This is a genomic window from Undibacterium sp. Di27W, assembly GCF_049340345.1.
Classification (GTDB): Bacteria; Pseudomonadota; Gammaproteobacteria; order Burkholderiales; family Burkholderiaceae_D; genus Undibacterium.
Window position 1 is genome coordinate 87,846 of record NZ_JBMPOS010000014.1, and the last position, 26,869, is coordinate 114,714.

The following is a 26,869-nucleotide window of genomic DNA, read 5'->3' on the forward strand; positions in this document are numbered from 1 at the left end:
CCTTGAATTCATTGCCGCTTTACTCATAGCGCAGGCAATCCACAGGCAAGAGACGCGAGGCACGTCTAGCCGGATAAAAACCAAAGAAGATACCGACAAAGCTGGCAAAACCACAGGCTACCACCATGGCTTGCAGGCCGATAATCACTTCCAGCTTACCGGTGGAGGTAATCGCTGCGGCACCCGCCATGGCCAGCAAAATGCCCAGGATGCCGCCGACCAGGCAAATGACTACCGCCTCCGTCAGGAACTGCAACAGCACATCGCGTGGCTTGGCACCGATCGCCATGCGTATACCTATTTCGCGGGTACGTTCAGTGACGGATACCAGCATGATATTCATGATGCCTATGCCACCCACTATCAGTGAAATGGCACCAATCGCGCCCAGCATGGCGGCCAGACCGGCACTGATCTTGGCACCGGTTTCGGCGATGGAAGCCAGGTTATCGATACGGAAATCATCTTCCTGTCCGGACTTGATATGGTGGCGGTCGCGCAGCATGTCCTTGATATCTTCTTCTGCATCCTTCAACTGCTTGTCGCTCTTGCCCTGCACCACCACGTAGTGCACATTGCGCGGGAAAGGGCTGCGCATCAGGGTCGCGCGGGCAGCGGTAATCGGGATCAGCACCATTTCTCCAAGATCACCGCCATCAAACATGCGACCCTCACCCTGCAAGACGCCCACCACCTGGAAAGGCACATTGTCTATGCGCACGAACTGACCTATGGGGTTGTCTTTGTAGAAAAACTGGTCTGCCAGTTTCTTGCCTATGATGACCATGCGTGCCGCACCACGGATGTCGGAATCACTGAACTCATTGCCCTGATCGACTTTCCAGTTACGCACCTTGAACATTTCTGGCGTGACACCAAGCACGGCATTATTGGAATTATCATTGCCCACCGTCAGCTGGAAGAAGCCCTGCAAGGCAGGTGCAGCGCCATTCAGGCTGCTTAAGTCATTGAGTGCCATCGCATCTTCAACGGACAGTGATGGCGCAGTGCCAGTACGTGCGCGTACCCCCTGGGTACGGTTGGCACCGGGCGAGATGATCATCAGATTACTGCCCAATACTTCCAGCTCCTTGGCGATGAATTTCTTGGCGCTTTCACCGACAGCCAGCATCATGACGACTGAGGTAATGCCGATGATAATGCCCAGCATGGTCAAGGCCGTGCGCAAGCGGTTGGCATTCATGGAACGGAATGCCTCTATAAAAACCTGGAGGAAATTCATTTGCTACCTCCCTGTGCTTCTGAGTATTCAGCATGCGAGGCGGCCAGCTGGCGCAAGCCTTCTGCTGCCGGGCCATCGTATAAAACATGACCATCCTTGAGGCGCACCAGGCGTTTGCTGTAGGCTGCAATATCCGGCTCATGCGTGACCAGCAAAATGGTGATGCCGCGATCTGCATTCAATTGCTGCAAGGAGCGCATGATGTCTTCACTGGTCTGGGTATCGAGGTTACCGGTAGGTTCATCTGCCAAGATCAATGGAGGATCAGCCACCAGCGCACGAGCAATCGCCACACGCTGTTGCTGGCCGCCAGACAATTGATTGGGCAGGCGTTTGGCATAATCCTTGAGCCCTACTCTCTCCAGCTCCACCAGCGCCTTCTTGTGTGCCTTGTCTCGCCCTACACCGGCATAGATCAGGGGCAGGGCAACGTTTTCAGCCACGCTCATGCGCTTGATGAGGTTGAAACTCTGGAATACAAAACCGATAGTACGGTTGCGTATGGTTGCCAGCTCAGCACGCGACAGGCTCAGGGTATCGACACCATTGAGCAAATATGATCCGCTACTGGCCTGGTCCAGGCAACCGAGTATATTCATGAGCGTGGATTTGCCGGAACCGGACTGGCCCATGACGGCCAGGAAGTCACCACGCGGCACCTGCACATCGATGCCGTGCAAGACCTTGGTTTCTACGCCGCCAGAGAAATAACTCTTGCTGACCTGGCGTATAGCTATCAGGGTATCGCTCATCAGCGTACCCCGGCTTTATCCAGTGCGCGGGTGATGACTTTGTCACCAGGTTTCAAATCTCCGGAAATAACTTCGGTATATTTAAAATTCGACAAACCGATTTTGACATCCACCGTCCTGGCCTGGTTCTTGTCATCGAGTTTATAAAGTTTGAAAGTGCGGGTCAGGTCTTTTTTGGTGCGGAAGGCCACGTCATCATCGATGTCAGGTGCTGGCAGATTGGTACTGGCGGCAGTTGAGGCGGTGGCTGGCCCACTGGAATTTTTTTCCTTGTCCTTGAGCGCCTTGGCTTCCTTGGCCTGCTCTTCTTCGCTAGGTTTATAACGCAGCGCTGCAGTAGGGATGCGCACCACGTTTTCGCGGCTGCCAACCACCAGGCGTACTTGCGCCGTCATGCCAGGTTTCAGTAATTCATCCTTGTTATCGACATCCAGCACGACGTTATAGGTCACCACATTCTGTTGCACATTGGCTGCCAAACGGAACTGGCGCAACTTGGCTTCAAATTCACGGTCAGGGTAGGCATCGACGACGAAACGGGCAGGCAAGCCATCTTTGAGGGAACCAACATCGGCTTCCGAGACGCTGGTATCGATCTGCATCTTGGTCAGGTCACGGGCAATCTGGAACAGGTTAGGCGTCTGGAAAGAGGCTGCCACGGTCTGCCCCATGTCGATAGTGCGCTTGATGATGACGCCATCGATGGGCGAGCGTATGACACTGTTATTCAGGTCTGCCTTGACGCGGTCAAGTTGCGCACGCGCCAGTTTGATATTCGCATCCGCCACTTCGACTTCGCGTTTGGCCTGGTCCATAGCTGTGCCGGAAATATAGTTTTGCGAAACCAGTTTCTGGTTACGTTCCAGCGTGGCCTGGGCCAGTCGTTTTGATGCCTCAGCCGATGCCAGGCTGGCATCACTCTGCTTGATCTGGGCATTGAAAATGGTGGGGTCGAGCTTGAGCAAGACCTGCCCTTGCTTGACGCGGTCATTGAAGTCCGCCTTCAACTCCACCACGGTGCCGGATACTTGCGAGCCTACATTGATCAATGCCACCGGATTGAGCGTGCCACTGGCGGTGACAGTCTGGGTGATATTGCCCTTGTCTACTACCGCGGTTTTGTATTTGGGTTCTTCTTCCTTGGCCTTGCCGTTTTCTTTTTGATAGTACATGGCGGTAGCGCCGCCCACCAACAATACGGCAATGGCTACAAAAACGCGTTTCTTGGTGAATACAGGCATGGTAGAAGTATTCCAAATTGTGAGGTGAACAATAGACCAATAGACTGGATATTAAAGATTTCGTTCAATACGGGAAAACCAGGCTATCGCCAGGGCCAGTATGGCAACCAGGATGGATACCAGCACCCACCAGCCATATAATTTGCCTACATAGACACAGGAAGCCCAGGCAAAACTGCTTAAGGCCTCCAGCAAACCTGCCATCGTGTGTGTCTGTCCACGCTTCCTGAACTGATCCCGGCTGGTTGGCTTGGATTGCCACAGATGTATCAATGCTGAACTCAGCATGGCAGCCAGAACGCAAAGCACAACCACAAAACCCAGCACAAATTGCTGCACGAGCAACCATAGCATGACAGGTGCAATCAATATCAGTATGGGTAAAATCGCGGCCAGCAATTTGCTGGTCAGGATGATATGGCCTTTGACTGGCGCGGCCCGCAGCAGGTCCGGTGCATCTTCAGCAGCAACGATGATCCAGATCAGTGAACCAGCCAGGGAAGCTGCCAGAAAAACCAGGCCCGAGGCAACACCAGGCACCAGGGACCTGGACTTGAAAATCAAAAAGAAAAGGGGAGCGATATACAGTAACTGCAGCAGTACCTGCGATATCAGGTTAGGGTCACGGGAAATCAGACGCCATTCTTTGAAAATGATGGTGGCACGCAAGCTGCGGCCAAAACGGGCGGCATGCTGCGCGCTGCCCTGGCTTGCCGGTGTCGCCTTGCGTACCTGGCCAACTGCCTGCTGTACACCCGTAATAAAAAAGCGATGGGTGGATTGCGCCGTCAACCAGTAAATCAAGCCGCTGAAAATCAGGAAACCGCTGATAGCCAGCGGTGATCCAAACACAGCCCTGGCTGGTATCCACGCCAGGCTATCTGCATCCAGCACGCCACCAGGCTGGAACCAGGGCATGATATGCAGCAGTACACCCTCACGCATTTCCTTGCCGAGGTTGCCGAATAGCTGGGTAATGATAAACATGCTGGCACCGGTGAGTGCACCAAGGATTTGCGCCACGGTCTTGGTCTTGCGTACGCCCAGGCTTTTTACCAGGGTCAGCGTCAATAACATGGACAGGGCTGCGGCCAAAACAGTCATGGCAAGCAAGGCAGGATAGATACCCAGCCAGCGCCATTGCCCCAAGAGCAAACCTACATTTGCCACTGGCGTCAGCAAGGCAAAAAACCAAAAGCCGACCGAGAAAACAATGCCAGTCAGCCTGACCTGGAAAATGGTTTTTGATGACAGGGGGGAAGACAACAGCAAATCCAGATCACCCCGCTCAAACAAAGCCTGCACACTGCGCGTCAAGCCCAGCGATAGCATGAAGCTCAATAGCACCAGCATGACCATGCCAGCGCCCATCAGCAAGGGTGCAGGTAACGCCTCTTGCAGCGGCGGCATCTTGCGCATGAAAAACCAGATGCCAATATGCGCAAAAATATACATCAGGCTTATCAGCCACATGCCAAAAACCGACATGCCTCGTGCGGCCTTGTGACCAGGCTTGCTGTCGCCCATATCATAAAAAGCCAGACGGCATTCATGCATCAGCAACCAGGCCGCAGTCCCTGGTTTTAATTTTTGCCAGAGTGCCATTATGCAGGTTCCGTCAATTGCAGGAAAACTTCTTCCAGCGTGCCCGCAGCCTGGCTGGTCTGGCTGCGCAATTCTTCCAGTGTGCCTTCGGCGATGAGCTTGCCGTTTTGTATGATGCCTATGCGTTCGGCCAGGCGTTCTGCCACATCGAGTATATGGGTAGTCAGGATGACGGTACCGCCTTGTTTGACATGGTTCAGCAAGACATCCTTGACTTGCCGTGCTGCTGCGGCATCCAGGCCTGTCAGGGGTTCGTCGAGGATAATCAGTTCAGGCTGATGGATCAGGGCACCGGCCAGTGCCAGCTTTTGCTTCATGCCGCGCGAAAAACCTTCGGTTAGTTCATCTGCATGCTTGAGCAAATCCAGCCATTCCAGTAATTCACGGGCCTTGGGTTCGGCAACTTCGGCGGCCACGCCCCACAGACCGGCGACAAATTCCAGGTACTCAAAAGGCTTGAGCTTGTTATACAACATGGGGTCGTCAGGCAGGTAAGCCAGCTTGCTCTTGGCCAGCGCCGGGTCGGCAGCCAGTTCTTGCCCGAGTATGCGTATGCTGCCACTGTCTGGCGAAATCAGGCCTGCCACCATGCGCAAGGTGGTGGTCTTGCCTGCGCCATTAGGCCCCAGCAAGGCATATAACTCACCACGACGCACAGTGAGATTCAGGTTTTCAACAGCAGGACGACCAAAATTCTTGCAAAGCGCTTGCAACTCCAAAGCAGTAGCTATCATTTTCGGCAATGTTGTTTAAAAACCAGTCATTGTATGCCGAATTGGCGTGGATGCAAGCAGGCCGTTTTTCAGGAAAAATAAGGCAGCCTGGCCGAAAAGGCCAGGCTGCCGGCACAGAGAAAACCGGAATTAACTGAACACCGGCACATGTGGGTCAACACCACCAAAGCGAATTTCTGGATGGCGATTGCTGACCAGTTGCTGGATTTCTGCTATGCGTTTGAAGGGCACATCCACCATCAACAAGACTCTGCCGTTTTCTATGTCATCCATGAAAGGCTGAAGGCTGGAACTGGGTATGGCCTTGGCCGCCTTGGCCGAGGCCCAGGAGCCAAACAGGGAGCCGCCTATGGCAGATACCAGCACTGCCAGTATGCGCATTTCCATACCTTCAGGAGGGAAGATCAGCCACAAACCGCCCGCCAGCAAACCCGCTATGCCACCGATCAGCATACCCACTTCAGCGCCATGTATGAGATCGGTTTTCTGGAAAGAATTCGCTTCCGGCATATCCGGGGGCAGCATGCCTTCCCTCGCACAAAAATGCATATGTCGCTCATCAATACGTGCGAGTAAAAGTTCGTCCAGCATAGCCCTGGCACTACCCAGGTCTGGCAACATGAAATACAGTCTGCGTCTCATGACTATCTCCATTGAGGTAAGAAAGCACTGAGGCAGTTGCGAAGATATCGCGGTGACCACCATGGTCAGGGGACAAGACAGCAAGCATCAGCAACCCTAAGATCGTCAACAGGTTTTTAAGGTGACCGACAGGATGCGCAACTGCCTTACCTCTCTTTATAGACAATCCCGGACAAAATTCAAATGACAAATTACTCTCGGTTTTTATGTTCATTCATGCGCATAAACCACAAAAATCGATAAAAATTCACTTGACCTGTCCGGGCATAGCCTGAATACTAGAATTTCTCTGAGAGCATGATTCCAGCTCAAGCTTGCAGGCTTGGCAATACGACCAGGCAATACCTACTTTTGCAGTATGGGACTGAAATGAAAAAATTCATTTGCCTGCTCGCTCTCCTGTTCAGCCTGCCCAGTCAGGCCCAGCTCGCTACGGAAGGGCAAGTCAAATGGGTCACGGCAGAATTACCCCCTTTCATGTGGCTGCAGAATAATATTCCGCAGGGCTATGCCTATGAATTGATTACGGCAATGTCGGCACAGCTGGGACGCAAACCCGATCTGACTATTTATCCCTGGGCCAGGGCTGTCAAAATGACCAGGGATGGCCAGAATTATGGTGTCTTCCCTCTCGACAGAACCATGGATCGTGAAACCAGCTTTAAATGGCTGATCCATCTGGGCAGCGCTCCCAACCGTTTTTTTGGCAAGCGATCGAACATAACTGGCAGCGTCAATATAGAAACGGCAACACTGGAACATCTGCGCGGTTTGCGCGTGGGTATAGTGCGTGGCTCTTCGCTGGAAAAAGAATTACACGCGCAAAACTTTCGTAATATCCAGTATGAAAAAGATTACCAAAGCCTGCTCAAGCTGTTACAGCTGGGTGGCCTGGATGCGATTTATTCTGGCTACTCCATCATGACGTCGGCCATCGAAGAATACGGTTTTCGCCTGGAAGATTTCACGACCGGACTCAGCATGGGTAGTGCAGAACTTTATATGGCAACTTCCCTGGGCTTGAATGAAGATGAAGAACGAGCCTGGCGCAAGGCTTATGAAATAGTCCAAAAAGATGGCACGGTACAAAAGCTGCGCAAGAAATATTTTTCCCTGGAATAGACCCGCGCTTCATCTATATGACGCGCGGGTTTCCATATTCAATGAAAGAGAAATATCAGCTGCCCATAGGCGTACATAACTCTACCAGGCTGCCATCAGGGCAGCGCAGATACGAGACCACCTGGCCCCAGGGTTTTTCTGCGGGTGCTGCCAGTTCTTGCGCACCAGCGGCAATTGCCTGGGCGTGTGCGGCGGCCACATCTGCCGTGGTAAAGGCGACTTCCATACCCAGCGGTTTTTCTGAACTGTGCGCCGCCACATGACCGCAGGAATAATTCATATCACCCATGGCATGGGCAGCAAACGCCAGTGTCGTCGCACCAGTATCAAGTTCACCATACATGCCGGACTCATGCAGAAAACGCGTGGTGAAACCAAAAGCTTTTTCAAAGAAAGCCAGCGACGCGGCAACGTCGGGGACGTAGATAATGGTGTAGGAAAAATTCATATTGGTTTCCTTCATGATGTGGTAATTTGAACCTGCCCTCATCAAGAATCACGATGAAGGCAGGTCTCCTGGCAATTATTCCTTGATGCCCCATTGCGAGAACATCCAGGCCATATTGAATGCGCTTTCACGCAGGGCGTCATAGCGGCCAGAAGCACCACCATGTCCGGCTGCCATATTGATTTTCAACAGCAAGGTATTTTTATCGGTTTTGTAGTCGCGCAGTTTGGCTACATACTTGGCCGGCTCCCAATACATGACCTGGCTATCATTCAAACCCGTGGTCACCAGCATGGCAGGATAAGCCTTGCGGGCGATATTGTCATACGGCGAATAGCTGCGCATATAATCGTAGGCTGGCTTTTCATTAGGATTGCCCCACTCCAGATATTCACCTGTGGTCAAAGGCAGGCTGGCATCCATCATGGTATTCATGACATCAACAAAAGGCACTCCGGCATGTACTGCATGGAATAAATCCGGGCGCATATTAGCAACAGCGCCCATCAGCAAGCCACCCGCACTGGCCCCCTGGATAATCAGTCTGTCAGGGCTGGTCCATTTTTGTTTGATGAGGTAGTCGGCACTATCGATGAAATCATAAAAAGTATTTTTCTTTTTCATCAGCATGCCATCTTCATGCCAGTGTTCACCCATGTCGCGACCACCGCGTATATGCGCCTGCGCATAAATAACGCCACGGTCCAGCATGCTCAGGCGACTGGAAGTAAAGGTCGCTTCGGTTGAGTAACCATAGCTGCCATACGAGTACAACAGCAGAGGTGCGGAACCATCCAGTTTCACGCCTTTTTTATACACTACCCACAGCGGTACTTTGACACCATCCCTGGCAGTCATCCACAGACGGCGGCTCTCATATTTGCTGGCATCATAGCCGCCGACGACTTCCTGCTGCTTGAGTACGTAGCGCTGACCTGTCGCCATATCCACATCCAGCGTGGTCACTGGCGTCACCGGTGACTGATACGACATGCGGAAGCGGGTGGCAGAAAACTCAGGAGTACCTGCGCCGGTGGCCAGATAAACGGGATCATCAAACTTCACGGTCTGCCATTGCTTGCTGTTGAAGTCATAGATACGGACACGATTCAGGGCCTGGGTCTTTTCCGTGACAACCATGTAGTCCTTGAACAGGTCAGCACCAAAGACCAGTACCTCAGGATCATGCTTGACCACTTCCTGCCAGTGCTTGCTGTCCGGTGTTGCCAGCGGTGCACGCACAACGCGGAAGTTCTTGGCGTCTTTATTGGTGACGATATACAAATCGCCATTGCGGTGTTCCAGAAGATAGCGATGGCCTTTCTCACGACCGAGCACGCTGTGGAATTTTTCTTGCGGTTTATCTGCCGCCAGCAGCATGACCTCACTGGTATCGGTGGCGTGGATATTGACGACGATGAACTTCCTGTCGCGGGTGGTGCTGACCTGCAGGTCAAACTGCTCAACGGCTTCGTGCAGAACTTCTACTGGCGGCTTGCCTATCTCTATGCGGAACAGGCGGTCAGAGCGTTTAGTGGTGGCATCTTCCTGCACATAGAACAAGGTCTTGTTATCTGCGGCCCAGGCCATGGAAGTCACACGCGGCTGGCTGTCACTGAGCAATTCGTCGGTACGCAGATTCTTGATATGCAATTGATACTGGCGATATCCGACGGTGTCGGTGGTATACGCCAGGAATTGCTCATCGGGGCTGACTGAGCTGCCACCAACAGCAAAGAATTTTTGCCCCTTGGCCATCTCGTTCTGATCCAGCAGGATTTCTTCTGCTGCCTTGTCGTCATAGGCCATATCCGCTGCAGCGCGGCGGCGGCAATACAGTTGATATTGCTTGCCAGCCTCGGTGCGCGAATAATAATAGTAATTGCCGCGACGTACAGGCACGGACAAATCTACTTCTTTCATCCTGCCCTTGATTTCTGCATACAGCTTGTCCGCCAGGGGTTTGATGTCTGCGGTCAGGGCTTCGGTATAGGCATTCTCTGCATTCAGGTAAGCTATCACCTCAGGATTTTCTTTTTTCTGCAACCAGCGATAATCGTCAGTGACAACTTCGCCATGGCGGGTCTCTTGCCATTTAAGCTTGGCAGCCACTGGCGGAACCGGGTCAGCGGCCAGTACCAGGCCGGAAGTTGCCAGGCCAAGTACGCTGGCTGACATCAGTACAGATATTTTTTTTATGGACACTTCAATTCCTCTGGAAAGATAGATTAGTCATTCTAAAGCGATGCCAACAAAACAAGGAATCTTTTCTCGCATTGCTGCAATGCGGGATTGATTGGACGTCATGGACCTTGAAACCGGCTGGTCATGAGACTGTTATAAACTAAAAAAGTTTATATATATGAAATTTAAGCAAGCTCGTATGCCATTTTCATTTTTCGGCTATGCTTGCTCGATATTTTTTGCAAACCTGATTGCAAAGACAACTGAATTTGAAGGAAGACACCGTGAGCACTCTGCTAAACCGACGCCTGGCGCTATTCGATAGTGATGCAAATCGCCCTCTGCTGGGTCAGGGCTTGCGTGGCATAGAAAGAGAAACCCTGCGGGTATTGGCCGACGGTGAACTGGCTTTGACGCCGCACCCACCGGCCCTGGGTTCGGCACTGACCAATCCGCAGATCACGACTGATTATTCAGAATCCCTGCTGGAATTCATTACACCGGCAGAACCAGACATCGCCACCGCCCTGGAAGAGCTGGACAATATCCACAGATTTGCCTACACCGTCATGGGCAATGAAATGCTGTGGCATCAATCCATGCCCTGTCAGTTGCCGGAAGAAAAAGATATCCCTATCGCCTGGTATGGCAATTCGCATATAGGCATGATCAAGCATGTCTACCGTCGCGGCCTGGCCCTGCGCTATGGCAAAAGCATGCAATGCATCGCTGGCATCCATTACAATTATTCATTGTCCGAAGATGTCTGGAAGGTCTTGCAACAGGCAGAACATAGCCGTGGCAGTGCCATGCATGTACAGTCCGAGAGTTATATCGCGCTGATACGCAATTTCCATCGTTATAGCTGGTTGCTGATGTATCTGTTTGGTGCCTCGCCTGCCCTGTCCACGCCTTTCCTGCGTGGCCGCCCACATCAACTGGAAACCCTGTCTGAAGATACCCTGTATCTGCCTTATGCCACCAGCTTGCGCATGAGCGACCTGGGTTACCAGAACAATGCCCAGTCTGGCCTGGTACCACCGTATAACACCCTGCTGGAATACATGCGCAGCCTGTCACTGGCAGTGCGCCAGCCCTACCCTGCCTATGAAAAAATAGGTACGCAACAAAACGGGAAATGGGTACAGATCAATACCAATGTGCTGCAAATTGAAAACGAGTTTTATGCCACGATACGCCCCAAACGCGTCATCAAGACTGGCGAGCGGCCGGTAGAAGCCCTGTGTGCACGTGGTGTGCAATACATAGAAGTGCGCTGCATGGATGTAAACCCCTTCGACCCACTCGGTATCAGCCTGGAGACTTCACGTTTCCTTGATGCCTTCCTGCTGTTTTGCGCGCTGGAAGAAAGCGCACAAACCAACCAGGCCGAAGGTGATGAAAATGTAGAAAATTTTGCGCTCACCGTCAAGCAAGGCCGCCGCCCGGGCCTGATGTTATCGCGCCAGGGACAGGCGATTTCACTGCAGGACTGGGGCAAGGAATTATTGGAAAGAATTACTCCAGTGGCAGCCCTGCTGGATGCCCAGCGTGGCGACAGCAGCCATGCGCAAACCATGCAAGTGCAAACCGAAAAACTCTTGCATCCTGAGTTGACCCCATCCGCCAAAGTGCTGGATGCGATACGCGCAGCCAATAATTCTTTCCCTCAGTTTGCATTACAGCAAAGCCATTTGCTGGCCCAGGAATTCCGCTCCCGCCCCCCTGCGCCAGAACAATTAGCTTTGTATACCAGGATGGCAGAAAAATCACTGGCAGAACAGGCCGAGATGGAAAGTGCACAAAGCGGCAGCTTTGATGAATTCATCGCACATTACGGCTCACGCACATCCAGTGAAATTTGCTGCGATGTGTATGCCAGTAATGTACTGGGACAAGTGGCATCAGTGCCGGTATAAATCCTTAGTTTTGATCCAGGGTGGCCGTAACAACGCCACCCTATGCAAACCAGCGATACTTATTTCTTTTCCGTACCCCTGGTGCGCAAGTCTTCGCGTTGTTTTTCATACTCGTCATAACTCGTTTTGTTTTGTTGCAAACAAGTCTTGCGCTCTTGCCAATCCTGCAGTTTTTCACATTGGCGCTGGTTGGCATCTTGCCCCAGGTCATACATAACGGAGCAGCCTGTCAGTACAAAGGGGCTGGCAATGAGCAAACTGAAGAGAATTGTTTTTTTAAACATGCGTAACCCAAAAAAATAAAAATACAAGTAATAAGCGACTATAGTCCGCATAATAAAAGCATGTAAACCTTATTTAGATTCAAGTAACATCCAGTTTGCGGCACTAAAAAGTACAAGGGCCACTCATGTTTTAACATGAGTGGCCCTTGCCTTAAAAATTTCTTGCTTATTCATCTTCAAACAAATTACCCAACCCGCCAAGTACTGAGCCTTGCTCACCACCTTTACTGCCACCGACTTTTGATGCTCCAACAATACGGTTAGCCAGGCGCGCCAGAGGCAGAGATTGCAACCAGACCTTGCCGGGTCCGCGCAAGTGCGCAAAGAATATGCCTTCGCCGCCGAACAGGGCAGTTTTTACACCGCCGACGAACTTGATGTCAAAATCCACTTCCTGGGTGAAAGCCACGACGCAACCACTATCGACGCGCAGGGTCTGGCCAGGTTGCAAAGTTTTTTCTATGATGGCACCACCGGCATGCACAAAAGCCAGGCCGTCACCTTCGAGTTTTTGCAGAATAAAACCTTCGCCGCCAAAGAATCCTGCACCAAGACGTTTTTGAAAGGCGATACCCAGAGACACACCCTTGGCCGCGCACAGAAAGGCATCTTTCTGGCACAGCAAGGTGCCGCCCAACTGGTTCAAATGCATGGGAATGATTTTGCCTGGATAGGCAGCACCAAAAGCGACTTTCCTCTTGCCCACGCCGGCATTCATAAAGACCGTGGTGAACAAAGATTCACCAGTCACCAGGCGTTTGCCAGCACCCAGCAATTTGCCAAAGATGCCAGTCTGGGCAGCAGAACCATCACCAAAGATGGTTTCCATCTCTATATCATCTTCCATGTAAAACATGGCACCGGCCTCGCCTATGGCAGCCTCACCGGGGTCGAGTTCGACTTCGACGAATTGCATATCGTCGCCAAAAATTTCGTAATCTATGACATCCATCGCCATGTTGATTTTCCCAAACAGTAAGATTGATCCGCAGACCCATGCGGCAGTGCTGGGCATTCTAGGGAATTTTTGGGGTTTAGGGTAGATGGTGGCAGCGGTAATATTTAAGGCAAATTACCGCTGCAAATTGGCGGACTTGCTTAATCCAGCAGCTCAGCCATATTAGCAACCGCGGCATACTCACCCTGCAGATTGCTGAGTGCATTGATGTGCACTTCTTCTGCCGTCTGTGGCTTGCCATGCAAATCCAGCCGGTCAAAACTGAAGCAGGCATCGGCCACCACCGTGGTGGCAAAGCCAAGGTTACCGGCACTGCGGGCTGTCGCCTCGACGGAATTATTGGTGCTGACATCGACGATCACCAGGTCTCCGATGCCACGCATATGCAGCCAGCGCTCCAGGCCCGTATTGATGAAGGCATCGGGCACATTTTTTTCGACCACATGTTCGCTGGCCAATGGTGCCAGATTTTCCTGGAATTCATTGCCTGGCTGCCCCGGCCAGAATAATGAGCCAGGTGCGCGCGACATATGCCGTACAAAGACTATCGGCCTACCTTCGGCACGCCATGCCAGCAGCAACTGCCGTATATTATCTTCTGCCTGTGGGTTATTCCTGCGCCCTGCTCTGGGGTCTGCCATGCCGCGTTGCATGTCGATGATGATGAGTGCTGTCTCTGGTGTTTTCATATTGTCAGTTTGTATAACCGGTGCGCAAGGCATTTACCCAATCCTGCCGCCCGCGTGCGGCAGCAAGTTCAGCCATTTGTGCATATTCGTAAGGGACATTGATGAGGCTGGCTGTCCAGCCATGTTGAGCCTTTTCTATGATGGCATAGCGCGCATCGGGTGAACCAGATTCTATCTTGTGCGGATAGGGATAATCATATTCATAGGCCGGATGACCAACGCTACCGGGATTGATGATGAGCTGGCCCTTTGCATTACGCACGCTGCGGGAAACATGGCTATGGCCACAGGCAATGACGGCGGCCGTCTGTAGTCCCAGCCTGTCTTCAATTTCCTGTGCAGTGGCATTTCTGTCTGCCACTTGCAACAAAGTAGTTGTATCACTGGCTGGTGTGCCGTGACACAGCAAGACTTCTTCATTCAAACGCAGCACTGGTTTCAAACTCGCTATCCAGGCTTTTTGTTCTGCTGTGATTTGCTGATCTGCATAAATGTCGCCAGAGCCTGAGCGCTCATTGATTTCCAGAATCTGGCGTTCATGATTACCCGCCAGATGTATCCAGCCTGCTTGCGCCATCAAAAAATCTGCCGTCTCTTTGGGCAACAATGGGCCAGACAAACTGTCGCCCAGATTGACAACCTGATCAACTTTGCGCAAACGCAGATCAGCAGTGACCGCTTCCAGTGCGGCCAGATTACCGTGTATATCCGAGATCACTGCAATACGCATGGCTGCTTACTCCCCTATATCTGCTTGTGAAAAAAAGTCGTGCCACAGAATTCACCATCTGGCATAAGCGCATAATTGGGAACGACACCGACTTTGTGCCAGCCAGCACGTTCATACAGACGTTCGGCATCACCACCGGTGACGGTATCAAGCACCAGCACGGTCTTGCCTGCTGCTTTGGCGGCTTTTTCAACCGCGGCCATGAGGGCTTGTGCAATACCACGGCGACGCCCTTTCCTGTGCACCAGCATCTTGGCGACATCAGCGCGGTGTGGCTGGTTATCTGGCATAGCCGTGATCAATTGTACCGTGCCCAGGATTTCGCCGTTGTCATCCCTGGCGACCAGCAAGATGCGCTCCCTGCATGCCACACCGTCAGCCACACCCTGCCAGAATTGCAAGGCACGTGCACGTGGTAATGGCCACATAAAGCTGACCGATGCGCCACTGGCAACACAGTCGGCCAACACATCTGCCAAAGCTTCTACACTGGCCTGCGCTGCTGCTGCGTCAAGAATCTGAATGTGGACTTGTTCGGACATGATTGACTCCGTGAATGGAAAACTGAAAAAGGCCCTTACTTGCAAAGCGCTACCAGATAACGCGCCGCTACCTTTCCAGGATTATGGAAAGTAATCGGCTTATCCAGCGCCATGGAAAGACAGTCACCCATCTGCAAATCCCAAGTCTCGTCCCCCACAGAGAGACGCATCTGGCCCGCCAGTATCCAGACCTGCTGCTGTATATCGACATCTTGATGAAAACTGTCATAACGCACGGTCTGCCCCGCCGGGAATTCGACTTCCACCAACTGGATAGGAGAAGGCAGGCCGGGCGAGAGATTACGGCGTCTATAGCCAGAAGCAGGATCAGTCCAGCATATTTGTTCGGCCAAACGCGAGACTGGTGACACCGCAGCGGCAGGCGTGCTGTCTTCAAACAATGAGGCCAGCGTCACCCCCAGGCCCACGGCCAGTTTGTCGAGTGCCGCTGCAGTTGGGCTGCTTTCAGCCCGCTCTATGAGCGAGATATTCGAGCGGCTGACGCCACTGCGCTTGGCCAGCGCATCCAGCGACAGCTTTTGTTGATCGCGCAATGCGCGCACCCTGCGGGCAATAATCGTATTGATATTCATAATTTCCATTATAAAGGATATTTAAATCCTGTAAACTGGAAATTATTATTGCCCTCGCCGCTACATCACGCTGGGATCAAGCTTGCGTCAGTTGCTTGATCGCTGCCACCAGCTTGTCGAGATCCTCCAGGCTGCTGTACAGATGCGGTGTCACCCTGACGATGTCCTGGCCATCCAACTCGCGTGTCACGGTGAATATCTTGTGCTCACGCATGAGGTAATCAACGATAGCATGGCCAGAATTGCCAGCAATGCCAAAACCGGCGATCGCACATGAGCGCTGCGGGTCGGTCGGCGTCATGATGCGCACATCAGGCAAGCCACGCACCTGATTGAGCCAGTATTGCGTCAGGTAACGCAGGCGCGCTTCCTTGTTGGCAGAACCTATGGACTCGTGAAACCGCAGTGCATCCAGTACCGTCAGCACATTCGCGGGCGGCACCGTACCGACTTGCGTAAATTTGAAAATCTCATTGTCAGCGAACTTGGCATTGCCAAACAGCGGCGCAATCTCAGCCACCCGGTTCTTGCGTATATACAGCATGCCCACACCCAGCGGCACACCCAGCCATTTATGCAAATTCACTGCGACAAAATCTGCACCCAGCTCTGTCATACGATAGTTCAGGTGAGCAAAGGAATGCGCCGCATCGACCATGACATCCACACCGTGACGTTTGGCCATGGCAGTGATCTTGGCGACCGGCATGATCTGCCCTGTCCTGTGCACGATGTGGGTGAGCAGTATCAGTTTGGTCCTGGACGTAATCGCCTGCTCATACTGGGCCACGATGTCTTCATCACTGACAGGATCGAGATGCAATTGCAAATGCCGCAGCTGTATCTGCTTGCGCTGTTCCAGCATCAACAGGGTATCAATGACAAGATCATAATCATGGGTAGCGAGTATGACTTCATCACCCGCCTGCAAGGGATAACCCTGTAGCAAAATATTCATGCCCTCTATCAGATTGCGCGTCAGCACCAGCTCCCCCTCATCCACCCCGCAAAAATCCTTGAGCGCCTGCATGACTTGCACAAACAGAGGCGCATAACGCACGCGCAAAAAATACGAAGTCTCGGCATTCACCTGGGCTTGATAACGCTGGAAAGCCTCAAACACAGGCTGTGCCTGCACACCAAAGTAGCCATTTTCCAGGTTGATGAAATCGGGTGAGACGGTGTACTGTTCACGGATGCCTGACCAGTAGGCTTCATCATCGGCAGCGATATTTTTTAATTGACTCGACAAAAGCAACTCCTTAAATTTGTGTAAATCTTCTGCACTATTCTATATGCAGAGGCCCGTGCGCATGAAAAGTTCCCGATGCGGGTAAATACCGTCATCTGTTGGTCATAATTGATCAATTCGCGGCAAAAGCTGCGTGTTTCTTGCATTCTGCGTATAGCTCCTCTAGCATGGCGTGGTTAACTTTTACGCACGCGCCATGTCTGCCCTGCCTGAACTGAATGAACTGGAACGCATTATCGCCCTTGGCCGCGGACAGCTGGAGGTTGAGGTCTTGTGCGAGGTCGAAGTCAGGCACAGGCAATTTCCGGTCTACAAGCTAGCACTGGGCAACCCTGATACCAGCCTGCCTGCCATAGGTTTTTTTGGTGGCATCCATGGGCTGGAGCGCATAGGTACGCAAGTCTTGCTGACTTTCCTGCGTGGCTTGCTGACACGGCTGTCCTGGGACAAGAGCCTGCAGTATATGTTGCAGGATGTGCGCCTGGTGTTCATGCCCTTGATTAACCCCGGTGGCATGTGGCAGGCAACGCGCTGCAATCCGAATGGGGTTGACCTGATGCGCAATGCCCCAGTGGAAGCCAATGACAAAGTGCCTTTCCTGCTCGGTGGCCACCGTTATAGCCCGCGCCTGCCCTGGTATCGTGGCGCTGCCGGTGCCGAGATGGAAGCAGAAAATCTGGCCCTATGCCGCACCGTGCAGCAGGAGTTGCTGGCCCGCCCTTTTAGCATGGCGATAGATTGCCATTCCGGCTTTGGCTTGCGTGACCGTGTCTGGTTCCCGCATGCACACAGTGTGCATCCTATCGATCATCTGGCTGACATACTGGCGCTGGAAGAATTATTTCAGCAAACCCATCCCAATCATTCCTATCTGTTCGAGCCGCAAAGTCTGCAATACCGTACCCATGGTGATGTCTGGGATTATCTTTACCTGCAGGCTGAGCAAGATCGCAGCAAGACCTTTTTGCCACTGACGCTGGAAATGGGTTCATGGCTATGGGTCAAGAAAAACCCGCGCCAGTTGTTCTCACGGCATGGCATGTTCAACCCGGTGGCAGAACACCGTCTGCACCGCGTCTTGCGCAGGCATAATTCCTGGCTGGATTTCCTGATGCGGGCAACCTGTGGCCATGCGCAGTGGCTGGCCCAGGGCCCTACCCGCCTGCGCTTGCAAGAGCGCGCCGTAGCACGCTGGTATAGACCATGAGCACCTGGATCTTATTGCGTGGCCTCATGCGCGAGAGTCGGCACTGGGGAGATTTCCCTGAGCGCTTCCAGCAGGCGGTGGGGGCTGAACGCGTGCTGTGCCTGGACTTCCCCGGCAATGGGCAATTACATGCCGAGCATAGCCTGACTACGGTAGCCGCGATGGCAGAGCATTGCCACCGGCAATTGCAAGTGCGAGGCGTAACAGAGCCTGTACATGTCCTGGCAGTCTCACTCGGGGCGATGGTGGCACTGGCCTGGGCTGATCTCTACCCGAATGATATGCATCGCATGGTGCTCATCAATACCAGCGTGGCGCCACATAATCCCTTTTATCTGAGGCTGAGGCCAGCAAATTATCCTGCGCTGATAACGACCATGTTATTTGGCTCCAGCGAGCAACGCGAACGGCTGATACTGCGCATCACCAGCACTTTGCAAACTACACAACAAGCCAAAGAAATCGTTACGCGCTGGACTACCTATGCGCAAGAAAAGCCCATAGTCGTCGGCAATATCCTGCGCCAGTTGCTGGCCGCCATGCGCTTTCGTGCGCCACCGTATTCAGGCAAAGTCCCGCTGCTATTGCTGGCGGGTGAACATGACAGACTGGTTAATGCAGCTTGCTCACGCAAGCTGGCAGGGCTATGGGATAGCCCCCTGCACTCGCATCCCACGGCAGGCCATGATTTGCCGCTGGATGATGCGGACTGGGTGATAGAGCAAGTATTGAGCTGGCAGGTGAATGCTAATTTTGCGCCAGCTCTGCAATCAGAAAATCAATAAACACCCTGACGCGCAAAGGCAGGTGACGGTCACGCGAATACAATAATGAAAATGGCCGGGTGCGGCCCTTGAATTCCTGCAGCACCTCTACCATGCGGCCAGCGCGCAGATCCTCTTCCACCATGAAGCGCGAAGCCTGCAGCAAGCCTGCGCCATGTCTGGCCAGGGTGATAGTGCCCAGCAAATCTTCTGAACAAGTCAGACCGCCTCTGGTCGGCCAGTCTATCTCCTCACCATCACGCCTGAATATCCAGACGATATTTTGCCCTGCACTGGGCAAGACAAATTGCAGGCATTCATGTCTATCCAGGTCTTCGAGTCTGGTTGGCACGCCAAAACGTTGCAAGTATTCTGGTGCGGCGCAGACTACGATTTCGGTATCTTCGAGACGGCGTGCAATCATGCCTGAGTCTGGCGGGTTACGGCCACGTATGACCAGGTCAAAACCATCGGCCGTCAGATCGACATTGCGGTTACTGAGCTGTAAATCCAGCTTAACCAGTGGGTACATCTGGCGAAATTTTGCCAGCAAGGGCAGCACCCGGTAATGCCCGTAAGGCGTAGGCATGCTGATGCGCACCAGGCCTGCCGGTTGCATTTGCTGGCCAGATACTTCACGCTCCGCCTCCACCAGTTGATTCAGCGCCTGGCGGCATTGCACAAAATAGGCACGTCCAGCCTCTGTCAGTCGTAACTGCCGCGTGGTGCGCACGAACAGGCGCACGCCTATGCGCTCTTCCAGCCGGGCGATGGAGCGGCTGACAGCTGCTGGCGTCAGTCCTGCTGCATTGGCCGCATCCTTGAAACTTTCCAGCTCAGCTGCCATGCAAAACAATTCTATGCTGCCCAGTAATACATCTGCAAATTGTCGATTCACATTACACCATGTAATTTATAAAGTAACTTTCGCCTAGTTTATCAACTATTTCGTTTGGCATAGTATGCTGCCATGCACTGCCATCCCGACAGAGCAATTAGTCAAATTTACGGAAAAAACATGAAACTCTATTTCTCCCCAGGTGCCTGCTCCTTGTCCCCCCACATCATCCTGCGTGAAGCGGGTCTGGCTTTCACTCTGCAAAAAGTCGATACCTCCGCCCACAAAACCGCGGATGGCCTGGATTTTTTCAGTATCAATCCCAAGGGCCAGGTACCTACCATGGAAATGGATGATGGCGCGATACTGACCGAAGGTTCCATCATTGCGCAGTACATCGCCGAACGTGCAGAAAACCGTGACTTGCTGCCTGCATCAGGCATGGCACGCTATCGCGTACTCGAATGGCAAAACTACGTCAGTTCAGAATTGCACAAATCCTTCGCCCCGCTGTTTGACCCCGCCATGAATACCGAAGGCAAGACCCTGATCGCAGGCTTGCTGCGCAAGAAATTTGCCTGGGTCAACAGCCGCCTGGAAGGCAAAACCTATCTGACTGGCGATACTTTCACCGTCGCCGACGCCTATCTGTTCACCGTCAGCGGCTGGAGCAAATATGTGAACCTGGATATCAGCGACTTTGCCCACCTGCAAAAATTCCTCGCCAGCGTCAAAGCCAGGCCGCATGTACAAGCTGCGCTGAAAGCGGAAGGCTTGCCTGTCTGACCCTTCCCCGACAATAAATCGTAAAACAGCAGACAATACGGTAGCTCACGAGTAGCTATCGTATTCACGTTTAGAAAGGTAAAAATGGCCACCGCTTACCCCGACATCATCGCCATGCTGAACCAGTATTTCGATGGCATACACCACAGTGACACCAGCATACTGTCCAAGGTGTTCCACCCCGAAGCCCATTACTACTGCGCCACCGAAGGGCACCTGCTGCACCTGGACATGCAGCAATACTTCCCCGTCGTCGACAAACGCCCCTCCCCCGCCAGCAAAAACGAAAAACGCCGCGACCGCATCATCTCCCTGGAAATGGCCGGCCCAGTCACCGCCTTCGCCCGCGTCGAATGCGCGATTGCCAATAAATTTTTTACTGATTTTTTAACCCTGGTGAAACTGGATGGCAGGTGGCAGATTGTGAGTAAGGTGTTTCATTTTGAGTTGATGGATGCTTGAAAGAGAAAGTGAGCCGTTTTAGGGCAATATAAAACCAGGTCGCGTTGACGTTGCTTTTGATTTTGGTGTTGTTCTTGACGTTGTTTTTGATTTTTTGCAGTTCCCATGTGTAGACGCCGTTTGTGCTGTACGGAAAATGGATTAAGAAGGACCGCTGTCTGAGCCGCAGGCGAGTTTCGGGCCTTCCCATTTTTTGTACTGCACAAACGGGAACCCCGCAGGGGCGGCTACGCCTGGGTCGCCTTTTTGGCTTACCTTTTTGGCGAAGCAAAAAGGTAAGTAGCCGCCGGTCTACCACCGGTCTGCAATCGAAAATAACTTGCGAAGATATATCAAAACTTAGTTCGTAAAGTTATACAGTTCATAAACTAATAAACGTCCGATCATGCCACGAACGCCGCTGGATTCCAGCTAAAAGCACGCTGGAATGACGTTAATAAGGGTTTTGGTATTTGGAGATATACCGTTCTGTAAATGATTAGCGAAATCAAACAACAAGCTAAGCCCAATGATTGGTTGCCAAGTACGTTGAAAAATAAGGTTATTGAGATTACCCCAATTTGTAGGAAAACCACCCGAGAAAAGCCCACCCCAAGATTTTTCAAACAATAAGTTGTACACTATGCCACACCAGAGTCCACCACCAGACTCACAGGCAAGCTCCGCATGAAGGCGGGCTGAAAGCAAGGCCGTATTGAGTATCAAGCACAGACCAGATCACTGGCCTGCCGATTGAATTTCTTAGCCCCAAAACCATGCCCGAATCCAATAGCCTGGCTAACACGGCCAACAGCGTCGCCAATGCGCGCACCACCGCACCCCACATCATCCGCGAGCTGGAAAACGGCTTGCTCGCTGACGCCGCCCACACCTCACCCAAGTATTTTTATGATGCGGTAGGCTCGGTCCTGTTTGAAGCCATTTGCGTGCTGCCGGAATATTATCCCACCCGTACAGAAGCAGCAATTTTCACGCAACATATGGCTGACATGGCGCGTGTCATAGGCCTGGGTGGCAGCCTGATAGACCTGGGTGCGGGTAATTGTGCCAAGGCAGCGCGGCTGTTCCCGGTATTGCATCCAGACCAGTATGTGCCGATTGATATATCTGTCAGCCATTTGCAGGATGCAGTGCGTCGCTTGCAACAGCGCTTCCCGCACATAGAGATGACGGCGCTGGGGCTGGACTTGGCACAAGACTGGAAACTACCCGCAGAAGTCAGACGTGACAAGCGCCTGTTCTTTTTTCCCGGTTCATCCATAGGTAATTTCGAACCAGAAGAAGCACTGGCCTTTCTCAGTCATTTACGCGCTGCCTGCAACAGCAATGATGGTATCTTGATAGGTGTAGACCTGATTAAGGACAAGTCCTTGCTGGATGCTGCCTATGCCGATAGCCTGGGCGTTACTTCAGCCTTTAACCTGAACCTGTTACGCCATATCAATCATTTGCTGCATACTGATTTTGATGTCAGCCAATGGCAGCATGAAGCTTTTTTCAATACCGAAAAATCCCGTATAGAAATGCATTTGCGCGCCAGGGAAAATATCCAGGTCAACTGGCCGGGCGGGCAAAGAAATTTTATCAAGGGTGAACACATACACACGGAAAACAGCTATAAATACAGTATACAGGGCTTTAATGCCTTATTGGCCGATGCTGGTTTTTTCCATAGCTGTCACTGGACGGACAAAAATGAATGGTTCGCGGTTATCCATGCCAAAGCTGCTTGATCCCCTGACAGATGCTGGGCTAAGCTCGCAGGCAACAGGCATAGTTGAACACTGGCAAGCAATCCGGCTACGTTCCGTTGCGATTGCTGCGCCCCTGTCTGCTGAAGATTGCATGGCCCAGTCCATGCCAGATGCCAGCCCCATCAAATGGCATCTGGCGCATACCACCTGGTTTTTTGAAACCTTTATCCTTGAACAGTTTGAAGACGACTTCCAGGCTTTTCATACTGACTTCAGGGTACTCTTCAATTCCTATTACAACGGTGTCGGTGACAAGCACCCGCGTGCGCAACGTGGCTTGCTGACACGGCCATCGCTGGACACCGTGCTGGCCTACAGGCGTAATGTCGATGAACGCATGCTGCAATGTCAGGAAAAACTCAGTGATGCCCGCTTCGCCTCCCTGCTGGAACTGGGCATGCAACATGAACAGCAACATCAGGAATTGATGCTGACTGACATCAAGCATCTGCTGTCATGCAATCCTTTATTCCCGGCTTTGTATCCAGCAGCAGACATGCGCAAACCCATGCCCGCCTCCAACACCCTGAGCTGGCAAGACTATGATGCCTGCCTGTGTGAAATTGGCCATGAAGGCAAGGGCTTTTCCTTTGACAATGAAGGGCCGCGCCACCGCCAGTTTCTGGAGGCTTTCCAGCTCGCGACGCGTCTGATCAGCAATGCAGAATACCTGGAATTCATAGAAGATGGTGGTTACCAGAATTCCGCCCTGTGGCTGTCTGAAGGCTGGGACTGGATACAACAGCAAGACCTGCGTCACCCACTGTACTGGCGCTATGATTTCCAGCAGGGCTGGCAAGAATTTGGTCTCTATGGTTTGCAAGCTTTAAACCCACAGCAGTCGCTTGGCCACATCTCTTATTTCGAAGCAAGTGCCTTTGCGAGCTGGGCAGGTGCGCGCCTGCCTACTGAAGCCGAGTGGGAATATGCAGCGCAACAACATGAACAGGAAGGCCAGCTGAGCCAGTTGTTTGATCATGGCTGGCAATGGACCAGCAGCAGCTACAGCCCTTACCCCGGCTTTGTGCCAGCGGCCGGTGCAGTCGGCGAATACAATGGCAAATTCATGGTCAACCAGTATGTCTTGCGCGGCTCTTCAGCCTTCACCCCGACAGGCCATAGCCGCAACACTTACCGGAATTTTTTCCCGGCAACGGCGCGCTGGCAACTGACCGGCTTGCGCCTGGCACGTTCACTTATTGAGGAGTAGTTTTATGCCGACCGCAAAATGGAAAGATACTGTCATCGCCCAGGCCAGCGATGGCGAGATTGTGAAGCTTGAAGGCAATCTCTATTTCCCAAAAAATAGCGTCAATCCTGAACACTTGCGCGGCAGTGACAAGCACAGCATTTGCCCATGGAAGGGCACAGCCAGCTATTACGATGTCGTCGTCAATGGTGAAGTCAATGCAGATGCGGCCTGGTATTACCCTGAACCCAAGGATGCAGCCAAAGAAATCAACGGCTTCATTGCCTTTTGGCGCGGGGTAGAAGTCTTGCCGTGAATCTCAAGGCAAGACTCTGCAAAAGTCACATCAGGGAAAAGCCGGTATATGCGGTTCCACCCCGCCAAAGCGAAAACCGGGATGCCTGCTGGCCATCATTTCTTCAGTCTGTTTCACTTTGCTCAAAGGCACATCAACGATAAGCAAGACTTGCCCGGCTTCAATTTCTTTTTCAAAAGCTTTCAGACGGGAATTGGGGATGGCTGCAGCCGCCATGCCAGATACCCAGGAGCCAAATAGGGCCCCACCAAATGCAGCCACCAGCAAGGCGATGGTGCGCATCTCCAGACCTTCAGGCGGGAAAATCAGTAACAGGCTGCCTGCCAGTAAGCCGGTAGCCGCTCCGACCACCATACCCAATTCCATGCCATGGATGAGATCGGTTTTTTGAAAAAAATTGGCTTCCGGCATATCATTGGGCAAACTGTCTTTTGCCAGGAAGTGGATATATCGTTCTTCTATGCGTGCCAGCAATAACTCATCGAGCATGGCTCTGGCAGCAGGTACATCGGGTAACATGAAATAAAGACGACGGCGCATGATGGCCTCCTGTAAAAAATCTCAGGAGGCAGCAAAGGAAATTCAGGGTCAAAGCAAGAACAGGATGCTGGGCCTCCTGATTAGTTATAGCAAAGATGGGCGAAAGGTCAAAGTCTATCGCCCATTACCATCACCTCATTAACTCTTCACAGAACTTAGCCCAGACGTTTTGCCGCCAAGGCATTGCCCGCACGGCTGACTGCCTTGCGACCCAGATGGGCAGAAATGAATTGCCCTGCATCCACCACGGCATTCAAGTCTATGCCGGTTTGTATACCCAGACCCTGCATGAGGAAGAGCACATCTTCTGTCGATACATTGCCGGTTGCACCTTTGGCATACGGGCAGCCACCAAGGCCAGCAACGGATGAATGGAAGATGGAAATACCGACTTCCAGACTCGCATAGATATTCGCCAGCGCCTGACCATAGGTGTCATGGAAATGGCCGGACAAAGCCGCAACAGGAAAATCCTGCGATACCCGCTGCATGACGTTTTGCACCTGTCGCGCGGTGCCTACGCCTATGGTGTCAGCGATATCGATCTCGTCGCAACCCAGGTCACGCAAACGCTGCACCACATCAGAGACGCTATCGACAGCGACTTCACCCTGGTAAGGACAGCCGAAAGCGCAAGAGATACTGCCACGCAAGCGTATCTTGTTTGCTTTTGCTGCCTCTGCCACTTCGCGGAAACGTTCTATCGACTCTGCAATCGAGCAATTGATATTCTTTTGCGCAAAGGCTTCCGAGGCTGAGCTGAAAATCACCACTTCATCGGCACCTGCTGCCAGAGCGGCTTCAAAACCTTTCATATTCGGCGTCAATACAGAATAGATGACACCAGGCTTACGCGCGATGCCTGCCATGACTTCTGTCGAAGTTGCCATTTGCGGCACCCATTTGGGTGAGACAAAAGAGGCTGCTTCTATATTCACAAAACCAGCCGCAGTCAGGCGGTTCACCAGCTCTATCTTGACGTCGGCGGGTATGCTTTCTTTTTCATTTTGCAAGCCATCACGCGGGCCTACTTCGACAATTTTGACTTGCTTGGGTAATGATGCATTCATCTTGTTTTTCCTTGGGAGGCGATTGCATCATTTTACCCCCAAGCTGGCTAAAGCCTGAACCTCCCCCGTATTTCTACTTGTGCCAAAAGACCAACTCAAACCACATGGAATACCGCAACACCCAGTTTGGCAAAATAAGGATCCAGCCTGTCTGCCAGTTGCGGCAAGTTATAGCTGGGCACTTGCGGGTAAAGATGGTGTTCAAGATGATAAGAAAGATTGAACAGCAAGGCAGGGATGATCTTGCCACGCAAGCTCCTGGCTTGACCCAGTATGCTGCTGTCAGGCTTGAAATGGGGCAACCAGGCCGTGGTAATGGGATACAGGCAAGAGCCTATGTACATGAATACGCAGTAAGTCAGAGGCGCCGCAGTCCAGGGCAAGACAAGTATGGCCAGCACAATACCCAGGATAGCCGCATACAGTTCTGCCAGCATCCAGCGCTTTTGTGTCGGATTTTTGGACAGCCGGTAGGCATGCAGCCAGTGGCGTACTATGTAGCCAGGCCCGGCTTTAAGCGCCCCCAGCAAGCTCAGATGTGCAGGGCTGCCTTCAAAATCATCCTGTTCCAGGCAATGGCTATGGTGATGCAGATGCGCCTGGCGGAAGGCATGACCGCTTTCCAGCAGCAGGATACTCATGGCAAACAAGATCCATTCTGTGCTGCGGGGTTTGAAACCGGCAGCGCCATGCAATACATCATGGGTGAAAGTCACCGCGACCAAAAAATGCAAGACAAAAACCAGCGGCAGCAAGAGGTAATACTGCATGGAGAAAACTGTAGCATAGGCCGCCAGGCTCAGTAGTGGCAGCACTGGCCAGATCAAGCGCTGCAATTTGCTGGCCGCCAGCAAATCCAGACCCAGGCTACTTAAGTTGGGCAAACCGGCTTGGCGACGGTTCAGTTGCGGCAGGGTAGTTTTCACAGGTGATACAAGCCTGCGGTAGATGGCCGCAGGAAAAACATCGCCTGACATGCTTATGCTGCTGTTCATGATCATCTTC

The 26,869-nt window shown here is 52.4% G+C and carries 28 protein-coding genes; 9 read left to right on the forward strand and 19 right to left on the reverse strand.

Features of this window, described 5'->3' with window-relative positions; all coding sequences use genetic code 11:
* Nucleotides 1-19 precede the first annotated feature (19 nt).
* From ACO0LF_RS24560 to ACO0LF_RS24585, 6 genes are all read right to left on the reverse strand, one after another.
* On the reverse strand, nucleotides 20-1,243 hold the full coding sequence (locus ACO0LF_RS24560; RefSeq protein WP_423018822.1) for an ABC transporter permease: 1,224 nt from the start codon (nucleotides 1,241-1,243) through the stop codon (nucleotides 20-22).
* Complete coding sequence (locus tag ACO0LF_RS24565) at nucleotides 1,240-1,995, reverse strand: ABC transporter ATP-binding protein (RefSeq protein WP_423018824.1); 756 nt, start codon at nucleotides 1,993-1,995, stop codon at nucleotides 1,240-1,242. The genes ACO0LF_RS24560 and ACO0LF_RS24565 overlap by 4 nt, the downstream gene beginning before the upstream one ends.
* Nucleotides 1,995-3,236: an efflux RND transporter periplasmic adaptor subunit gene (locus ACO0LF_RS24570; protein WP_423018826.1), complete on the reverse strand. Its 1,242-nt coding sequence runs from the start codon at nucleotides 3,234-3,236 to the stop codon at nucleotides 1,995-1,997. Before ACO0LF_RS24570 ends, ACO0LF_RS24565 begins: the two co-directional genes overlap by 1 nt.
* 51 nt (nucleotides 3,237-3,287) lie before the next feature.
* A complete protein-coding gene (locus ACO0LF_RS24575) occupies nucleotides 3,288-4,841 on the reverse strand; it encodes a putative ABC transporter permease subunit (RefSeq protein WP_423018828.1) in 1,554 nt (517 codons plus the stop codon).
* On the reverse strand, nucleotides 4,841-5,575 hold the full coding sequence (locus ACO0LF_RS24580; RefSeq protein ID WP_423018830.1) for an ABC transporter ATP-binding protein: 735 nt from the start codon (nucleotides 5,573-5,575) through the stop codon (nucleotides 4,841-4,843). Before ACO0LF_RS24580 ends, ACO0LF_RS24575 begins: the two co-directional genes overlap by 1 nt.
* Nucleotides 5,576-5,704: 129 nt before the next feature.
* Nucleotides 5,705-6,217: a DUF1269 domain-containing protein gene (locus tag ACO0LF_RS24585; RefSeq protein ID WP_423018832.1), complete on the reverse strand. Its 513-nt coding sequence runs from the start codon at nucleotides 6,215-6,217 to the stop codon at nucleotides 5,705-5,707.
* Nucleotides 6,218-6,586: 369 nt separating this feature from the next.
* Between ACO0LF_RS24585 and ACO0LF_RS24590 the strand changes: the two genes are divergently transcribed.
* Complete coding sequence (locus tag ACO0LF_RS24590; protein ID WP_423018834.1) at nucleotides 6,587-7,339, forward strand: substrate-binding periplasmic protein; 753 nt, start codon at nucleotides 6,587-6,589, stop codon at nucleotides 7,337-7,339.
* A gap of 55 nt (nucleotides 7,340-7,394) precedes the next feature.
* Here the strand turns inward: ACO0LF_RS24590 and ACO0LF_RS24595 are convergent, their stop codons facing one another.
* Nucleotides 7,395-7,787, reverse strand: a complete 393-nt coding sequence (locus ACO0LF_RS24595) for a VOC family protein (RefSeq protein WP_423018836.1) — start codon at nucleotides 7,785-7,787, stop codon at nucleotides 7,395-7,397.
* Between the two features lie 75 nt (nucleotides 7,788-7,862).
* On the reverse strand, nucleotides 7,863-9,992 hold the full coding sequence (locus tag ACO0LF_RS24600; protein ID WP_423018838.1) for a S9 family peptidase: 2,130 nt from the start codon (nucleotides 9,990-9,992) through the stop codon (nucleotides 7,863-7,865).
* Between the two features lie 263 nt (nucleotides 9,993-10,255).
* Between ACO0LF_RS24600 and gshA the strand changes: the two genes are divergently transcribed.
* Nucleotides 10,256-11,890 (forward strand): glutamate--cysteine ligase, encoded by a 1,635-nt coding sequence (gene gshA / locus ACO0LF_RS24605; protein ID WP_423018840.1) that lies wholly within the window; start codon nucleotides 10,256-10,258, stop codon nucleotides 11,888-11,890.
* 59 nt (nucleotides 11,891-11,949) lie between these two features.
* Here gshA and ACO0LF_RS24610 read toward each other — a convergent pair whose 3' ends face one another.
* The 7 genes from ACO0LF_RS24610 to ACO0LF_RS24640 form a co-directional block, all read right to left on the reverse strand.
* The gene (locus ACO0LF_RS24610; RefSeq protein WP_423018842.1) at nucleotides 11,950-12,174 is read right to left on the reverse strand and encodes a hypothetical protein; all 225 of its coding nucleotides are present in this window, start codon (nucleotides 12,172-12,174) and stop codon (nucleotides 11,950-11,952) included.
* Between the two features lie 166 nt (nucleotides 12,175-12,340).
* Nucleotides 12,341-13,132: a TIGR00266 family protein gene (locus tag ACO0LF_RS24615; RefSeq protein ID WP_423018844.1), complete on the reverse strand. Its 792-nt coding sequence runs from the start codon at nucleotides 13,130-13,132 to the stop codon at nucleotides 12,341-12,343.
* A gap of 140 nt (nucleotides 13,133-13,272) precedes the next feature.
* Entirely contained in the window at nucleotides 13,273-13,821 is a 549-nt protein-coding gene (locus ACO0LF_RS24620; RefSeq protein WP_423018846.1) for a cysteine hydrolase family protein, read from the reverse strand.
* Nucleotides 13,822-13,825: 4 nt separating this feature from the next.
* A complete protein-coding gene (locus ACO0LF_RS24625; protein ID WP_423018848.1) occupies nucleotides 13,826-14,551 on the reverse strand; it encodes a metallophosphoesterase family protein in 726 nt (241 codons plus the stop codon).
* A 14-nt stretch (nucleotides 14,552-14,565) separates the two neighbouring features.
* The gene (locus tag ACO0LF_RS24630) at nucleotides 14,566-15,093 is read right to left on the reverse strand and encodes a GNAT family N-acetyltransferase (RefSeq protein WP_423018850.1); all 528 of its coding nucleotides are present in this window, start codon (nucleotides 15,091-15,093) and stop codon (nucleotides 14,566-14,568) included.
* A 35-nt stretch (nucleotides 15,094-15,128) separates the two neighbouring features.
* A complete protein-coding gene (locus ACO0LF_RS24635; RefSeq protein ID WP_423018852.1) occupies nucleotides 15,129-15,686 on the reverse strand; it encodes a helix-turn-helix domain-containing protein in 558 nt (185 codons plus the stop codon).
* A 76-nt stretch (nucleotides 15,687-15,762) separates the two neighbouring features.
* Nucleotides 15,763-16,938, reverse strand: coding sequence for an aminotransferase class V-fold PLP-dependent enzyme (locus ACO0LF_RS24640; protein ID WP_423018854.1), 1,176 nt, complete (start codon nucleotides 16,936-16,938; stop codon nucleotides 15,763-15,765).
* Nucleotides 16,939-17,134: 196 nt separating this feature from the next.
* Between ACO0LF_RS24640 and ACO0LF_RS24645 the strand changes: the two genes are divergently transcribed.
* Both ACO0LF_RS24645 and ACO0LF_RS24650 read left to right on the forward strand, forming a co-directional pair.
* The gene (locus ACO0LF_RS24645; protein WP_423018981.1) at nucleotides 17,135-18,145 is read left to right on the forward strand and encodes a M14 family zinc carboxypeptidase; all 1,011 of its coding nucleotides are present in this window, start codon (nucleotides 17,135-17,137) and stop codon (nucleotides 18,143-18,145) included.
* A complete protein-coding gene (locus ACO0LF_RS24650; protein ID WP_423018856.1) occupies nucleotides 18,142-18,930 on the forward strand; it encodes an alpha/beta fold hydrolase in 789 nt (262 codons plus the stop codon). Before ACO0LF_RS24645 ends, ACO0LF_RS24650 begins: the two co-directional genes overlap by 4 nt.
* On the opposite strand, the gene ACO0LF_RS24655 is transcribed toward ACO0LF_RS24650, so the two are convergent.
* Entirely contained in the window at nucleotides 18,893-19,807 is a 915-nt protein-coding gene (locus ACO0LF_RS24655) for a LysR family transcriptional regulator (RefSeq protein WP_423018859.1), read from the reverse strand. The genes ACO0LF_RS24650 and ACO0LF_RS24655 overlap by 38 nt on opposite strands.
* 120 nt (nucleotides 19,808-19,927) lie before the next feature.
* Between ACO0LF_RS24655 and gstA the strand changes: the two genes are divergently transcribed.
* From gstA to ACO0LF_RS24680, 5 genes are all read left to right on the forward strand, one after another.
* Nucleotides 19,928-20,533 carry a glutathione transferase GstA gene (gstA, locus tag ACO0LF_RS24660; RefSeq protein WP_423018861.1) on the forward strand — a complete coding sequence of 202 codons (606 nt, stop codon included), beginning with the start codon at nucleotides 19,928-19,930 and terminating at the stop codon, nucleotides 20,531-20,533.
* 84 nt (nucleotides 20,534-20,617) lie between these two features.
* Nucleotides 20,618-20,995: a nuclear transport factor 2 family protein gene (locus ACO0LF_RS24665; RefSeq protein ID WP_423018863.1), complete on the forward strand. Its 378-nt coding sequence runs from the start codon at nucleotides 20,618-20,620 to the stop codon at nucleotides 20,993-20,995.
* A gap of 755 nt (nucleotides 20,996-21,750) precedes the next feature.
* Entirely contained in the window at nucleotides 21,751-22,728 is a 978-nt protein-coding gene (gene egtD, locus ACO0LF_RS24670; RefSeq protein ID WP_423018865.1) for an L-histidine N(alpha)-methyltransferase, read from the forward strand.
* Nucleotides 22,712-23,959 (forward strand): ergothioneine biosynthesis protein EgtB, encoded by a 1,248-nt coding sequence (egtB, locus tag ACO0LF_RS24675; protein ID WP_423018867.1) that lies wholly within the window; start codon nucleotides 22,712-22,714, stop codon nucleotides 23,957-23,959. Before egtD ends, egtB begins: the two co-directional genes overlap by 17 nt.
* 4 nt (nucleotides 23,960-23,963) lie before the next feature.
* Entirely contained in the window at nucleotides 23,964-24,254 is a 291-nt protein-coding gene (locus tag ACO0LF_RS24680; RefSeq protein WP_423018869.1) for a DUF427 domain-containing protein, read from the forward strand.
* 30 nt (nucleotides 24,255-24,284) lie between these two features.
* On the opposite strand, the gene ACO0LF_RS24685 is transcribed toward ACO0LF_RS24680, so the two are convergent.
* The 3 genes from ACO0LF_RS24685 to ACO0LF_RS24695 all read right to left on the reverse strand — a co-directional run bounded on the left by ACO0LF_RS24685 (nucleotide 24,285) and on the right by ACO0LF_RS24695 (nucleotide 26,859).
* Nucleotides 24,285-24,794, reverse strand: a complete 510-nt coding sequence (locus ACO0LF_RS24685) for a DUF1269 domain-containing protein (protein WP_423018871.1) — start codon at nucleotides 24,792-24,794, stop codon at nucleotides 24,285-24,287.
* 155 nt (nucleotides 24,795-24,949) lie between these two features.
* Nucleotides 24,950-25,864, reverse strand: a complete 915-nt coding sequence (locus ACO0LF_RS24690; protein WP_423018873.1) for a hydroxymethylglutaryl-CoA lyase — start codon at nucleotides 25,862-25,864, stop codon at nucleotides 24,950-24,952.
* A gap of 95 nt (nucleotides 25,865-25,959) precedes the next feature.
* Complete coding sequence (locus ACO0LF_RS24695; protein WP_423018875.1) at nucleotides 25,960-26,859, reverse strand: fatty acid desaturase family protein; 900 nt, start codon at nucleotides 26,857-26,859, stop codon at nucleotides 25,960-25,962.
* Nucleotides 26,860-26,869: the final 10 nt, after the last annotated feature.

What these genes read in the sequence shown, in the direction of transcription:
- ACO0LF_RS24560 (WP_423018822.1), bottom strand. Translation starts at nt 1,243, where the DNA reads ATGAATTTCCTCCAGGTTTTTATAGAGGCATTCCGTTCCATGAATGCC.
- ACO0LF_RS24565 (WP_423018824.1), bottom strand. Translation starts at nt 1,995, where the DNA reads ATGAGCGATACCCTGATAGCTATACGCCAGGTCAGCAAGAGTTATTTC.
- ACO0LF_RS24570 (WP_423018826.1), bottom strand. Translation starts at nt 3,236, where the DNA reads ATGCCTGTATTCACCAAGAAACGCGTTTTTGTAGCCATTGCCGTATTG.
- ACO0LF_RS24575 (WP_423018828.1), bottom strand. Translation starts at nt 4,841, where the DNA reads ATGGCACTCTGGCAAAAATTAAAACCAGGGACTGCGGCCTGGTTGCTG.
- ACO0LF_RS24580 (WP_423018830.1), bottom strand. Translation starts at nt 5,575, where the DNA reads ATGATAGCTACTGCTTTGGAGTTGCAAGCGCTTTGCAAGAATTTTGGT.
- ACO0LF_RS24585 (WP_423018832.1), bottom strand. Translation starts at nt 6,217, where the DNA reads ATGAGACGCAGACTGTATTTCATGTTGCCAGACCTGGGTAGTGCCAGG.
- ACO0LF_RS24590 (WP_423018834.1), top strand. Translation starts at nt 6,587, where the DNA reads ATGAAAAAATTCATTTGCCTGCTCGCTCTCCTGTTCAGCCTGCCCAGT.
- ACO0LF_RS24595 (WP_423018836.1), bottom strand. Translation starts at nt 7,787, where the DNA reads ATGAATTTTTCCTACACCATTATCTACGTCCCCGACGTTGCCGCGTCG.
- ACO0LF_RS24610 (WP_423018842.1), bottom strand. Translation starts at nt 12,174, where the DNA reads ATGTTTAAAAAAACAATTCTCTTCAGTTTGCTCATTGCCAGCCCCTTT.
- ACO0LF_RS24615 (WP_423018844.1), bottom strand. Translation starts at nt 13,132, where the DNA reads ATGGCGATGGATGTCATAGATTACGAAATTTTTGGCGACGATATGCAA.
- ACO0LF_RS24620 (WP_423018846.1), bottom strand. Translation starts at nt 13,821, where the DNA reads ATGAAAACACCAGAGACAGCACTCATCATCATCGACATGCAACGCGGC.
- ACO0LF_RS24625 (WP_423018848.1), bottom strand. Translation starts at nt 14,551, where the DNA reads ATGCGTATTGCAGTGATCTCGGATATACACGGTAATCTGGCCGCACTG.
- ACO0LF_RS24630 (WP_423018850.1), bottom strand. Translation starts at nt 15,093, where the DNA reads ATGTCCGAACAAGTCCACATTCAGATTCTTGACGCAGCAGCAGCGCAG.
- ACO0LF_RS24635 (WP_423018852.1), bottom strand. Translation starts at nt 15,686, where the DNA reads ATGAATATCAATACGATTATTGCCCGCAGGGTGCGCGCATTGCGCGAT.
- ACO0LF_RS24645 (WP_423018981.1), top strand. Translation starts at nt 17,135, where the DNA reads ATGTCTGCCCTGCCTGAACTGAATGAACTGGAACGCATTATCGCCCTT.
- ACO0LF_RS24650 (WP_423018856.1), top strand. Translation starts at nt 18,142, where the DNA reads ATGAGCACCTGGATCTTATTGCGTGGCCTCATGCGCGAGAGTCGGCAC.
- gstA (WP_423018861.1), top strand. Translation starts at nt 19,928, where the DNA reads ATGAAACTCTATTTCTCCCCAGGTGCCTGCTCCTTGTCCCCCCACATC.
- ACO0LF_RS24665 (WP_423018863.1), top strand. Translation starts at nt 20,618, where the DNA reads ATGGCCACCGCTTACCCCGACATCATCGCCATGCTGAACCAGTATTTC.
- egtD (WP_423018865.1), top strand. Translation starts at nt 21,751, where the DNA reads ATGCCCGAATCCAATAGCCTGGCTAACACGGCCAACAGCGTCGCCAAT.
- egtB (WP_423018867.1), top strand. Translation starts at nt 22,712, where the DNA reads ATGCCAAAGCTGCTTGATCCCCTGACAGATGCTGGGCTAAGCTCGCAG.
- ACO0LF_RS24680 (WP_423018869.1), top strand. Translation starts at nt 23,964, where the DNA reads ATGCCGACCGCAAAATGGAAAGATACTGTCATCGCCCAGGCCAGCGAT.
- ACO0LF_RS24685 (WP_423018871.1), bottom strand. Translation starts at nt 24,794, where the DNA reads ATGCGCCGTCGTCTTTATTTCATGTTACCCGATGTACCTGCTGCCAGA.
- ACO0LF_RS24690 (WP_423018873.1), bottom strand. Translation starts at nt 25,864, where the DNA reads ATGAATGCATCATTACCCAAGCAAGTCAAAATTGTCGAAGTAGGCCCG.
- ACO0LF_RS24695 (WP_423018875.1), bottom strand. Translation starts at nt 26,859, where the DNA reads ATGAACAGCAGCATAAGCATGTCAGGCGATGTTTTTCCTGCGGCCATC.